This window comes from Promicromonospora sp. NPDC060271 (genome assembly GCF_042726755.1).
Lineage (GTDB): Bacteria > Actinomycetota > Actinomycetes > Actinomycetales > Cellulomonadaceae > Promicromonospora.
In genome coordinates this window covers 1-11,248 of record NZ_JBHXBG010000172.1, presented here as the reverse complement: position 1 = coordinate 11,248, position 11,248 = coordinate 1, and the positions used below count along the sequence as shown (strand labels likewise).

The 11,248-nt window shown below is 71.7% G+C and carries 13 protein-coding genes; 6 read left to right on the top strand and 7 right to left on the bottom strand.

All coding sequences use genetic code 11. From position 1 onward, the window contains the following. Nucleotides 1–33 precede the first annotated feature (33 nt). The 3 genes from ACFWE2_RS21135 to ACFWE2_RS21125 form a co-directional block, all read right to left on the bottom strand. Nucleotides 34–1,203 (bottom strand): SPFH domain-containing protein, encoded by a 1,170-nt coding sequence (locus ACFWE2_RS21135; protein WP_377226180.1) that lies wholly within the window; start codon nt 1,201–1,203, stop codon nt 34–36. Nucleotides 1,204–1,349: 146 nt separating this feature from the next. Next, nucleotides 1,350–1,724, bottom strand: a complete 375-nt coding sequence (locus tag ACFWE2_RS21130) for an NfeD family protein (RefSeq protein ID WP_377226179.1) — start codon at nt 1,722–1,724, stop codon at nt 1,350–1,352. A gap of 276 nt (nt 1,725–2,000) precedes the next feature. Continuing rightward, nucleotides 2,001–2,786, bottom strand: coding sequence for an ABC transporter ATP-binding protein (locus ACFWE2_RS21125; protein ID WP_377226178.1), 786 nt, complete (start codon nt 2,784–2,786; stop codon nt 2,001–2,003). Nucleotides 2,787–2,829: 43 nt separating this feature from the next. On the opposite strand from ACFWE2_RS21125, the gene ACFWE2_RS21120 reads away from it, so the two are divergent. Beyond that, nucleotides 2,830–3,591, top strand: a complete 762-nt coding sequence (locus ACFWE2_RS21120; protein ID WP_377226177.1) for a hypothetical protein — start codon at nt 2,830–2,832, stop codon at nt 3,589–3,591. A 22-nt stretch (nt 3,592–3,613) separates the two neighbouring features. Here ACFWE2_RS21120 and glgA read toward each other — a convergent pair whose 3' ends face one another. Beyond that, entirely contained in the window at nt 3,614–4,924 is a 1,311-nt protein-coding gene (gene glgA, locus ACFWE2_RS21115) for a glycogen synthase (RefSeq protein WP_377226176.1), read from the bottom strand. Between the two features lie 75 nt (nt 4,925–4,999). Here glgA and glgC point away from each other — a divergent pair, with 75 nt between their 5' ends. Both glgC and serB read left to right on the top strand, forming a co-directional pair. Then, nucleotides 5,000–6,241: a glucose-1-phosphate adenylyltransferase gene (gene glgC, locus ACFWE2_RS21110; RefSeq protein ID WP_377226175.1), complete on the top strand. Its 1,242-nt coding sequence runs from the start codon at nt 5,000–5,002 to the stop codon at nt 6,239–6,241. A gap of 143 nt (nt 6,242–6,384) precedes the next feature. Beyond that, nucleotides 6,385–7,011 carry a phosphoserine phosphatase SerB gene (serB, locus tag ACFWE2_RS21105; RefSeq protein WP_377226174.1) on the top strand — a complete coding sequence of 209 codons (627 nt, stop codon included), beginning with the start codon at nt 6,385–6,387 and terminating at the stop codon, nt 7,009–7,011. Between the two features lie 68 nt (nt 7,012–7,079). Here the strand turns inward: serB and ACFWE2_RS21100 are convergent, their stop codons facing one another. The 3 genes from ACFWE2_RS21100 to fabG form a co-directional block, all read right to left on the bottom strand. Next, nucleotides 7,080–7,619 carry a SixA phosphatase family protein gene (locus ACFWE2_RS21100; protein WP_377226173.1) on the bottom strand — a complete coding sequence of 180 codons (540 nt, stop codon included), beginning with the start codon at nt 7,617–7,619 and terminating at the stop codon, nt 7,080–7,082. 17 nt (nt 7,620–7,636) lie between these two features. Then, complete coding sequence (fabI, locus tag ACFWE2_RS21095; protein WP_116674918.1) at nt 7,637–8,407, bottom strand: enoyl-ACP reductase FabI; 771 nt, start codon at nt 8,405–8,407, stop codon at nt 7,637–7,639. Between the two features lie 160 nt (nt 8,408–8,567). Continuing rightward, entirely contained in the window at nt 8,568–9,314 is a 747-nt protein-coding gene (gene fabG / locus ACFWE2_RS21090; RefSeq protein ID WP_377226172.1) for a 3-oxoacyl-ACP reductase FabG, read from the bottom strand. Nucleotides 9,315–9,563: 249 nt separating this feature from the next. On the opposite strand from fabG, the gene ACFWE2_RS21085 reads away from it, so the two are divergent. Genes ACFWE2_RS21085 through ACFWE2_RS21075 form a run of 3 tightly spaced genes read left to right on the top strand, consistent with a single transcriptional unit; the run spans nt 9,564 to nt 11,124 of the window. Beyond that, nucleotides 9,564–9,929 (top strand): DUF3099 domain-containing protein, encoded by a 366-nt coding sequence (locus ACFWE2_RS21085; RefSeq protein ID WP_377226171.1) that lies wholly within the window; start codon nt 9,564–9,566, stop codon nt 9,927–9,929. Between the two features lie 11 nt (nt 9,930–9,940). Beyond that, nucleotides 9,941–10,192 (top strand): hypothetical protein, encoded by a 252-nt coding sequence (locus ACFWE2_RS21080; RefSeq protein ID WP_377226170.1) that lies wholly within the window; start codon nt 9,941–9,943, stop codon nt 10,190–10,192. Beyond that, nucleotides 10,189–11,124, top strand: a complete 936-nt coding sequence (locus ACFWE2_RS21075) for an SURF1 family protein (protein ID WP_377226169.1) — start codon at nt 10,189–10,191, stop codon at nt 11,122–11,124. The genes ACFWE2_RS21080 and ACFWE2_RS21075 overlap by 4 nt, the downstream gene beginning before the upstream one ends. Nucleotides 11,125–11,248 lie beyond the last annotated feature (124 nt).

Genomic DNA, 11,248 nt, shown 5'->3' with positions numbered 1-11,248 from the left:
GGCGCTCTACTTCGTCGCTCTTGACGCTGTGGGTCAGCCGGCCGGCGGGGCCGGCGGGGCCGGAGGCACCGGCGGAGGCGGCGTCGTACCACCGCCCGGTCGCTGCCCACGCTCGTGGGTCGGGTCGAACGGCTCGCCCGACCGGGTGCCGGCGCTCGTCGCGTCGGCGGTCGCAGCCTCGGCCTGGCGCTGCGCCTCGGCGAGGGCCTCGCTCGGGTCCTGCAGCACGGGCTTGTCGAGGACCGACGGCGCCGGCTGGCCCGGCCTCGGACCGCCGGACGGGCCGTCCTCGGGCGGGGTCGGGATGCCCGGCATGCCGGGCGTGCCGCCGAAGCCCTTGGCGATGTTGCCCAGCGCCGCGGTGAACTCCGTCGGGATGACCCAGGTGGTGTTCGAGGTGCCGTTCGCGATCTGCGGCAGCATCTGCAGGTACTGGTAGGCCAGCAGCTTCGGGTCGGCGTCGCCACGGTGGATGGCGTCGAAGACCTGCACGATCGCGCGCGACTCACCCTCGGCCCGCAGGATCTGCGACTGGGCGTCACCCTCCGCGCGGAGGATCTGGGACTGCTTCTCACCCTCGGCCGTGAGGATCGCGGACTGCTTGACACCCTCGGCCGTCAGGATCGCGGCACGGCGGTCGCGCTCGGCGCGCATCTGCTGCTCCATCGCGCCCTGGATCGAGGGCGGCGGCTCGATCGACTTGAGCTCGACGCGGTTGACGCGGATGCCCCAGCGCCCGGTCGCCTCGTCGAGCACGCCGCGGAGCTGGCCGTTGATCTGGTCGCGGCTGGTGAGCGTCTGCTCCAGGTCCATCGCACCGATGACGTTACGCAGCGTCGTGACGGTGAGCTGCTCGATCGCCGTGATGTAGTTCGCGATCTCGTAGACCGCTGACTTGGCGTCCGTCACCTGGAAGTAGATGACGGTGTCGATCTCGACGACCAGGTTGTCGCTGGTGATCACCGGCTGGGGCGGGAACGACACGACCTGCTCACGCAGGTCGACGCCGGCGCGGACCCGGTCGACGAACGGCACCAGCACGTGCAGGCCGGGGTCGAGCGTCTTCGAGTACCGACCCAGGCGCTCGACCACGAGCGCCACCGACTGAGGAACGATCCGCACCGCACGGATCACCGCGACGATGCCGACGATCACGACCAGGGCAATGATCAGATAGAGCAGGACTTGCCCGAATGCTGCCACGACGTCTCCTTACGCGGGCGCCTAGGCCCGCACGGACTGTTTCAAGCTTCTGACTGGGACTGCTTCGCTGGACCGCTCACGCTGAACTGCGACACACGCTGGCACTGCGGCAAAGAAGGTCGCGCCTGGCGCCAGGCACCAAGCGGTCAGGCCGGCTCGACGACGGCGGTCGCGCCGTCGATCTGGACCACACGAACGCTAGTGCCGGCAGCCAGCAGAGGCGAGCCGGGTACGGCTCGTGCGCTCCATACCTCTCCGCTGAGCTTGATCAGGCCGGAGGCCGTGCTGACCTCCTGGACGACCGACGCGGTACGCCCCACGTTCGCCTCGGCGTTGGTGGGCGCCTTCGGCGTGCTGTTGCGCAGGTGCCGGATGAGCGTCGGCCGCAGCGTCACGAGCAGGACCACGGAGGCCACGACGAAGACGATCGCCTGCACCCACAGCGGAGTACCGGCCGCGTTCGCCACGCCTGCGGCCAGCGCGCCGCCCGCGAACATGATGAAGACGAAATCCAGTGACAAGAGTTCGATCAACGCGAAGACCAGCGCTGCGCCAACCCACCACAACCAGGCCATGGGTGCTCCCTCCGAGCGTCCACTCCGGCTGGTGACCGGTCGTCGACGGAACCTCTCCGCCGACGGGTCCTCGCGGTGAATCTACCGCCACCTCGGACCTTTGCCCGGACTTTACCAAGGTCCACTGACACTGCGGTAGCAAAACCAGTGTTTCAACTTGGTTTCTTTGTTGCGCGGACTATTTCAGCGTCGACGACGGCGACGCGCATTGATCGGGTGCCGTCAGCGGGCCGCGCGAGCGAGCCAGCGCCCGCCACCGTGCGCCACGACCAGGGGCAGCCCGAACGCCGCCGAGAGGTTGTCGGCCGTGAGGACCTCCTCGATCGGCCCGGCGGCCTGGATGCCCGCCTTCTTCATCAGCAGCAGGTGCGTGAAGCCCGGCGGGATCTCCTCGACGTGGTGCGTGACGTGCACGAGGACCGGGGACAGCCGGTCGTGCGCGAGCTCGGAGAGCGCGGCCACGAGCTCCTCGCGGCCGCCCAGGTCGAGCCCGGCGCCGGGCTCGTCCAGCAGCAGCAGCTCCGGGTCGGTCATGAGGGCGCGGGCGATCTGCACGCGCTTGCGCTCACCCTCCGACAGGGTGCCGTAGGTGCGGTCGGCGAGGTGGTCGACGTCGAACAGCGCCAGCAGGTCCTTCGCGCGCTGCTCGTCGAGCTCGTCGTAGGTCTCGCGCCAGCGGCCGGTCACGCCGTAGGCAGCGGTCAGCACGACGTCGCGCACCGTCTCCGCCGTCGGGAGGCGCTCGGCGAGCGCCGCGCTCGAGATACCGATGCGCGGGCGGAGCTCGAACACGTCGACCCTGCCGAGGGTCGAGTCGAGGATCTTCGCCGTACCCGACGTCGGGTGGAGGCGCGCCGCGACGATCTGGAGGAGAGTTGTCTTGCCCGCACCGTTCGGGCCGAGCACGATCCACCGTTCTCCCTCGTTCACCTGCCAGTCCACGGAATCGAGGATGGTCGAGGTGCCGCGACGGACGGTGACGCCCGTGAGTTGGAGAACCGAGCTCATGGGCACCGACGATACCCGAGGAGCAGTCATTTACAGTTCTGCGGTGGACACCGATCAGGACCTCCCCCGGAGCGTGCTGCTCGCCCTGTGGCTGCAGGGCATAGGCGACACCTCGGACGCTGTGAAGTCCGTGGTGGGCGACGACGAGCCGCACACCGTCGAGGGGCTACCCGGCTTTGCCGACGGCACCGACCTCGACACGCTCTTCACCACCTGGACGACGGGGCCGCGCGAGGTCTGCGCGCTGCTGCCTGCGCCCGGCGACCCGGCGGGCGTGCCGGCGGCCGCCGGCCTCGAGGCCACGGACGCCGGGGAGTGCGTGGTGGTCACGACGGCGGACGGGAGCTGGGCGGCGGTGCCGAAGGTCCAGGCGTTCGGCAGCCACATCGAGCCCGGGCACATGGTGACGTGGCAGGTGCTGGAGGTCCCAGCGTGGACGACGCTCGTGCTCGGCACGATCGGCTCGGTCGCGGACGCCGAGCGCGAGCTGCGCACGAGCCTCATGACCGCGACGGACGCCCTGGACCAGCTCGACGTGGCGCGCTGGCGCGACGACGCCGCCGACGCCATCGAGCGGATCCGGTCCGCCAGCACGTCGTCCTGGCCGGTGCCGCACCTGGACGGGCGGCGTGCCCGGGTGCTTGACCTGGCCACCCGCCTGCGCGCCATCGTGGCCCTCGGCACGATGGACGACGGCGGCGCGGTGAACGTCTTCCAGGTCGACCAGCGCTCCACGGCGCTGCGCGAGGTCGACCGCACCGCCCGCCACGCGATGAGCGCGGCGACCTACGGCGAGGTCCGCTGACCACCCCGCCGCGGTCAGCCGATCAGGCCCGCCCGAGCACCTGCCGGTAGACCTCCATGGTGCGCTCGCCGATCGCCGACCAGGTGAAGTGCTCCTCGGCCCGACGGCGCCCGGCGGCCCCCATCGCCGCCGCGCCCTCGGGGTCGGTCGCCACCCGGGTGAGCGCCGTCGCGAGGTCGGCGACGAAGCGGCCGGGGTCGAGCGGGGTGCCCGTCCCGTCGTCGGCCTGGTCGATGGGGACCAGCAGGCCGGTGACGCCGTCGTCGACCACCTCGGGGATGCCGCCCGTCGCCGTGCCGACCACCGGCAGGCCAACGGCCATGGCCTCGAGGTTCACGATGCCGAGCGGCTCGTAGACGCTCGGGCAGACGAAGACGGTGCAGGCCGCCAGGACCGCGATCAGGTCGGGCCGCGGCAGCATCTCCTCGATCCAGACGACGCCGGTCCGGGACTCGCGCAGGTGGTCGACCAGGCGCAGCACCTCGGCCATGATCTCCGGCGTGTCCGGCGCGCCGGCGCACAGCACGAGCTGCACCTCAGGGGGCAGCTCGGCGGCGGCCCGCAGCAGGTACGGCAGGCCCTTCTGCCGGGTGATCCGGCCGACGAACACGACCGCCGGCCGGTCGGGGTCGATCCCGTAGCGGCGTGCCGTGGCCTGCGCGGCGGCGTCGTCGGCGGCGGGGCGGCGCCAGCCCGACAGGTCGATGCCGTTGTGCACCACGTGGACGCGCTCCGGGTCGAGCTCCGGGTAGACGCGCAGGATGTCGGCCCGCATGCCCGCCGAGACCGCGATGACGCCGGCCGCACCCAGGTACGCGGTGCGCTCGGCCCACGACGAGAGGGCGTACCCGCCGCCGAGCTGCTCGGCCTTCCAGGGGCGCAGCGGCTCCAGGGAGTGTGCGGTGACCACGTGGGGCACGCCGTGCAGCAGCCCGCCGAGGTGGCCGGCCATGTTGGCGTACCAGGTGTGGGAGTGGACGAGGTCGGCGCCGGCGACGTCGTCGGCCATGACGAGGTCCGTGCCCAGCGTGGCGAGCGCCGCGTTCGCGCCCGCGAGCGCCTTCGGGGTCACGTACCCGGTGACGCCGGACGCCTCGGTCGCGGCGTCGCGCGGGCCGTCGAAGCAGCGCACCCGCACGTCGGCGTGCTGCGCGAGCACCGCGGCGAGCTCGGCCACGTGGACGCCGGCACCGCCATAGACGTGCGGCGGGAACTCGCGGGTCAGCAGGTCGACGCGGAGGCTGTCGGCGGGCCGCTGCGCGGTGCGGGGCGCGGGGCCCGGGGCGGGAACGGAACGGGGGGCGAAGCCTGGGGCGGCAGCGACGTCGGACATCCTGCCAACCTAGCGTGCGCCAAGTCTCAGCGTGCCATCTGACGGACCCGCGCAAAAGGGCTTAATGTCACCCGTATGGCTTCCGCCCCACGTGTCCTTGCGATCGTCCTCGCCGGCGGCGAGGGAAAGCGGCTGATGCCGCTGACCGCCGCCCGCGCCAAACCCGCAGTGCCCTTCGGCGGCATCTACCGTCTGGTGGATTTCGCTCTCTCGAACATCGTCAACTCGCGTTACCTGCACGTCGTCGTGCTGACGCAGTACAAGTCACACTCCCTGGACCGGCACATCTCCAAGACGTGGCGCATGTCGCCCCTGCTGGGCAACTTCGTCGCGCCCGTCCCCGCGCAGCAGCGCGTGGGCAAGCACTGGTATCTCGGCAGCGCCGACGCGATCTACCAGTGCCTCAACATCATCGACGACGAGCGGCCCGACATCGTGGTCGTGGTCGGCGCCGACCACGTCTACCGCATGGACTTCTCCCAGATGGTGGACGCGCACATCGAGTCGGGCGCGCGGGCGTCGGTCGCCGCGATCCGGCAGCCGATCGGCATGGCCGACCAGTTCGGCGTCATCGACGTCGACCCGGGCGACCCCACGAAGATCCGCGAGTTCCTGGAGAAGCCGACCAGCCCGACGGGCCTGCCCGACTCCCCCGGCGAGATCCTCGCCTCGATGGGCAACTACGTGTTCGACGCCGACGCGCTGGTCGAGGCCGTCACGAAGGACGCGGCGAACCCGGACTCGCGGCACGACATGGGCGGCGACATCATCCCGGCGTTCGTCGCGCAGGGCGAGGCCGCCGTGTACGACTTCATCCGCAACGACGTGCCCGGCTCGACCGACCGGGACCGCGGCTACTGGCGCGACGTCGGGACCATCGACTCGTACTACGAGGCCAACATCGACCTCATCGCCGTGCACCCGATCTTCAACCTCTACAACTACGACTGGCCGCTGTACACGGGCTACACCGGCCTGCCGCCGGCGAAGTTCGTGCACGCCGGGCCGGGCCGGATGGGGCACGCGGCGGAGTCGATCGTCTCGCCGGGCGTGCTGATCTCGGGTGCGCAGGCCGCTGGGTCGGTGCTCTCGCCGGGCGTGCACCTGCACTCGTACTCGAACGTGTCGAACTCGGTGCTGATGGACGACGTCCAGGTGCACCGGTACGCGCACGTGCACCGGGCGATCGTCGACAAGAACGTGATCGTCAACGAGCGGGCCCGGATCGGCGTGGACCACGACGAGGACCGCGCGCGGGGCTTCACGGTCACGGAGTCGGGCCTGACGGTGGTCCCGAAGGGCACGGTCGTCGACTGACCCGCTCACCTGTCAGGCCCCACCGGCCGTGTCAGACGTACGGATCACCCGAGTGACCTGTGGGTCTGACACGTCCGGCGGGGTCTGACAGGTCTCAGCACGTGTTCACCGAGGCCGCTGAACCCGAGGGGTCCGGCACACTGGTGCCCGTGAAGCGACTCATCGTGACCGACGTGGACTCGACCTTCTTCCGCCAGGAGGTCATCGAGCTCATCGCCGAGCATGCGGGCACGCGGGACGAGGTCGCGGCGGTGACCGAGCGCGCGATGCGGGGCGAGCTGGACTTCGCGGCGTCCCTGCGCGAGCGCGTCGCGACCCTCGCCGGCGTGCCCGTCGCGGCGCTGGACAAGGTGCGCGCCGCCGTCGAGCTGACGCCGGGCGCGCGCGAGCTCGTGGCCGAGTGCCAGGCGCGCGGCTGGGCGTTCGGGCTGGTGTCAGGCGGTTTCGCGGAGATCGTCGAGCCGGTCGCGCAGGAGCTCGGGATCACGCTGCTGCGCGCCAACCGCCTGGAGGTCGCGGACGGCGTGCTGACCGGGCGCACCGTCGGCCCCGTCATCGACCGCGCGGCCAAGGCCGCGACGCTGCGCGAGTGGGCCGCCGCCCTGGACATCCCGCTGGAGCACACGGTCGCCGTCGGCGACGGGGCGAACGACCTCGGCATGATCGAGATCGCGGGCGTAGGCGTGGCCTTCAACGCCAAGCCGGTCGTACGAGAACAGGCCCCCCACTCGATCGAGAACCGCCTGGACGCCGTCCTCACCCTGCTCTAGCACGTTGAGTGCGTGATATTTGCCCTCCTGGCACACTAAAAGGGGCAAATATCACGCACTCAACGAGGTCAGGCGGGGCGGGTTACCTCTGTCAGGCGGGCCAGCTTGCGGTCCCAGTCCGCCCAGGGGGCGTCGGCCTCCAGGACGGAGTACGTCGCCGTCGGGACGCCGACGCGGACCTGCGCCAGCGCGCCGTCCTCCGAGCCCGGGCCGGCCAGCAGCTCGGCGGTGCCCGCCATCGCGGGCTCGTGACCGATCACGAGCACGGTCCGGCTGGCGGGGTCGAGCTCGCGCACGAGCGCGAGGACGCCGCGCGGCATCGCTCCCAGCAGCTCGTCGGTGTACGCCACCGGCGGCTCCCCCAGGTGCTTGCGCGCGAGGTCCCACGTCTGCCGGGTGCGCAGTGCCCCGGAGACGAGGACGGCGTCGGGCACGAGGCCGGACGCGACCAACGCCGCACCGACCTTCGCCGCCTGGTCGCGGCCACGCAGCGCGAGCGGCCGCTGCTCGTCGGGAAGTTCCGACGGCGGCTCCGCCTTCGCGTGCCGGAGCAGTACCAGTCGCCGCACCGGCGAAGTGGTCAGCTCCGTGCCCGACGCTCTGCCCATCAGTGCCTCCTGCCCATCTATTGGCCCATGGCGTGCACGCCGCCGTCGACGTGCACGATCTCGCCGGTGGTCGCCGGGAACCAGTCGGACAGCAGCGCGCACACGGCGCGTGCCGCGGGCTCCGCGGTGGTCTGGTCCCAGCCGAGCGGGGCTCGGGTCGGCCACGCGTCCTCCATCGTCGCGAAGCCCGGGATGGACTTGGCGGCGGTGGTACGGATGGGCCCTGCCGAGACGAGGTTGCAGCGGATTCCCTCAGGGCCGAGGTCGCGCGCCAGGTAGCGGTTCGCGGACTCCAGGCCGGCCTTGGCCACGCCCATCCAGTCGTAGACGGGCCAGGCGAACTGCGCGTCGAACGTCAGGCCGACGACGGCGCCGCCGTCGGTCATGAGCGGCTGGGCCGCGACGGCGATCGACTTGTACGAGAACGTGGAGACGTGCAGCGCTGTGGCGACGTCCTCCCAGGTGCCCGTGAGGAAGTTGCCGCCCATGACGGACTGCGGCGCGAACCCGATCGAGTGCACGACGCCGTCCAGCCTGTCGAAGCCCTCCGCGCGCACGGCGTCGGCCAGCGCGTCGAGGTTCTCCTGGCTGGTCGCGTCCAGCTCGACCACCGGTGCCTCGACCGGCAGCCGCTTCGAGAAGGCTTGCGTGAGCTTCATCTGCCGCCCGAAGGACGAGAGAATCACCTCGGCGCCCTCGTCCTGAGCGAGCCGGGCTGCGTGGAATGCGATCGACGAGTCCGTCAGCACGCCCGTGACGAGCAGCTTCTTACCTTCGAGGAGACCCATGTTGTCCTTCCGATCGGGCGCAGGCGTGCCGAAGCAACCCCTGCGCTGGGTGCGAGCGTAGTGCGAGTTGCGGCGTGGAACGAAACTCCGCGCCGTGCGGCATGGCAGAAGTGGTGGATATGTTCGGGCAAAACCGCAGGCCGCGGCGCCAGAGTACGGGTCAGTGCCCCATCCCGAGGCCACCGTCGACGGGGATGACCGCGCCGGAGACATAGCCGGCGGCGTCGGACGCGATGAACGACACGACCGACGCGATCTCGTCCGGCGAGGCGAAGCGCCCGGCGGGGATCGTCTTGAGGTAGCTCGTGCGCACGTCCTCGGACAGGGCGGCGGTCATGTCCGTCTCGACGTAACCCGGCGCGACGACGTTGGCCGTGATGCCGCGCGCGCCGAGCTCACGCGTGATCGAGCGCGCCATGCCCACCAGTGCGGCCTTGGACGACGAGTAGTTGACCTGGCCGGGACCGCCGGACATGCCGACGATCGAGCCGATCAGCACGATGCGGCCCTTGCGGGCCCTGATCATGCCCTTCGACGCGCGGCGCACGCAGCGGAAGGTCCCGGTGAGGTTCACGTCGAGCACTGACTCGAACTCCTCGTCGCTCATGCGCATCAGGAGCTGGTCCTTGGTGACGCCGGCGTTGGCCACGAGCACCTCGACGGGCCCCATGTCCTTCTCGATGGCGGTGAACGCGGCGTCGACGGCCGCGGAGTCGGTGACGTCGGCCACATAGGCCTCCACGCCCTTGGGCAGGTCGCCGCCGCGGTAGATGGTGGCGACGCGGTCCCCGTCGGCGACGAAACGCTCGGCGATCGCGCGGCCGATGCCGCGCGCGGCGCCCGTCACGACGACTACCCGGCCGGTGGGACCTGCGGCGATGCTCTGTGTCTCGGGCGTGGTGGTCACCTGAACTCCTCGATGCTGTGATGGTGCAAGTCCGCATGAGGCCGCGCGAGGCTGGGGCGGCGGCCGGTACCTGGCTCGATCCGGGTCCGTTGCGACGCTACCCCGCGCGTCGGACGGGCGCCGCGCGCGGCAGGCCCACAGGGATCCACAGGTCCTTGTCGGTTTTCTACAACAACGTGTGAGCAACGCCGCGCGTGCGGACGTCCGACGGCGTGTCTGACGGGCACGTCGCGGACGTAGACTGACCAGATGAGCGAGCCGGTCCCGTCCATCACCTCGGCCCCCGAGCCGCTGGCGGTGGACCAGGCACGCCGCACGCGCAGCTATCTGATCCAGATGTCCATCCGCGTGGTGTGCATCATCGGCGCGGTGCTGGTGGACGGCTGGGTCCGCTGGGCACTCGTCGCCGCCGCCGTGGTGCTGCCGTACTCAGCGGTGCTCATCGCGAACTCCGGGCGGGACCAGGTCACGCACGGCACCTCGCCCGTGACGCCCGCGGCCGCTCCTGCGCTCACCGAGCTGTCCGACGCCGCGCCCGACGTACCGTGGGCCCCTGGTGCGCCCACCCCGGGTGCGCCCGGCGCCGGGCGCGTCATCGACCACGTGGACGACTGAGGGAACTGCTGATGGACCTCCTCGGCCTCTCCGGCCCCGCACCCGACCCCGTGCCAGACGGCGAGCTCGTCTGCAGCGCCAAGGGCTGCCGCGAGCAGGCGGCGTGGGGCCTGCTGTGGAACAACCCCAAGCTGCACACGCCCGAGCGCCGCAAGGTCTGGCTCGCGTGCGACGAGCACCGTGAGCACCTCGAGCAGTTCCTCGCGTCGCGGTCCTTCTGGAAGCAGACGGTGGCCGTGGCGGAGCTGGACCGGGTGTCGTGAACGACGGCGCCGCGAGCGCCCGGGGCGACGAGTCCCGCGGCCCGCGCACGACGCGCCAGTGGGTGATCCTGGCGGTGGCCGCCGTGGTCCTGGCCGCCCTGTGCCTCGTGGCCGGCCGCTGGCAGTGGGACCGCGCAGAGTCGCGCAACGCCGAGATCGACCTCGTGAACGCCAACTGGTCGGCGCCGGTGGTGCCGGTGGGCGAGGTCCTGGCCGGGCCGGGCGCCGTCGTGCCGAAGGACGAGGTCTGGCAGCGGGTGGAGCTGACGGGCGAGTACGTCACCGACGCGACGGTGCTGCTGCGCAACCGGCCCGTCGGCGGCCAGGGCGGGTACCACGTGCTGGTGCCGTTCGAGACGCGGGTCGGCGGGCAGGACGTCGTCATCGTGATCGACCGCGGCTTCGTGCCGCTCGGCGCCGACGGGTCCCGGCCCGACGCCGTACCCGCGCCGCCGTCCGGCACCGTGACCGTCGTGGCGTCGCTGCGGGCCGACGAGCCCGCCTCCGACCGGGACGCGCCCCCCGGGCAGGTGCAGGCGATCTCGACCCAGCAGGTGCTCGCGGCGGGGCCGGACGGCGCGGCCTGGGCCGAGGGCCGCACCGTTGGCGCGTACGGCGCGCTGCGGGCCGAGGAGCCTGCCCCGCGGACCGGGCTGGCCGCCCTGCCCAAGCCGGACACCGACCCGGGGTCGCACCTGTCGTACGCGTTCCAGTGGTGCATCTTCGCGATCGGCGCGATCAGCGGGTACGTGCTGCTGTGGCGCCGGGAGCGGGGGGCGCTGCGCGGCGAGTCCGTGTCGGCGGGTGACCTGCTGCTGGCCACCGGCGAGGCGGCGGACGGCGCGGGGGTGCGGGCGCGCAGGCCGGCCCGCGAGCGGCGCCGGACGGCCGAGGACGAGGAAGACGCGCTGATCGAGGCCCAGCTCCACTGAGGCGCGCAATCCCGGGCGGCCGAGACACGATCACCGCCGGTCGAGCCTGTCGAGACCTGGCGGGGCGACTACACGTCTACGGGGTGTGTTGCTCTGCGTAGACATTGTCCACGCTGTGCAACAC

Bases quoted from the DNA above. Each gene is read 5' to 3' on its own strand.
- glgC (WP_377226175.1), top strand. From the start codon at position 5,000: ATGGCTTCCGCCCCACGTGTCCTTGCGATCGTCCTCGCCGGCGGCGAG.
- ACFWE2_RS21125 (WP_377226178.1), bottom strand. From the start codon at position 2,786: ATGAGCTCGGTTCTCCAACTCACGGGCGTCACCGTCCGTCGCGGCACC.
- ACFWE2_RS21100 (WP_377226173.1), bottom strand. From the start codon at position 7,619: ATGGGCAGAGCGTCGGGCACGGAGCTGACCACTTCGCCGGTGCGGCGA.
- ACFWE2_RS21085 (WP_377226171.1), top strand. From the start codon at position 9,564: ATGAGCGAGCCGGTCCCGTCCATCACCTCGGCCCCCGAGCCGCTGGCG.
- fabI (WP_116674918.1), bottom strand. From the start codon at position 8,407: ATGGGTCTCCTCGAAGGTAAGAAGCTGCTCGTCACGGGCGTGCTGACG.
- glgA (WP_377226176.1), bottom strand. From the start codon at position 4,924: ATGTCCGACGTCGCTGCCGCCCCAGGCTTCGCCCCCCGTTCCGTTCCC.
- ACFWE2_RS21080 (WP_377226170.1), top strand. From the start codon at position 9,941: ATGGACCTCCTCGGCCTCTCCGGCCCCGCACCCGACCCCGTGCCAGAC.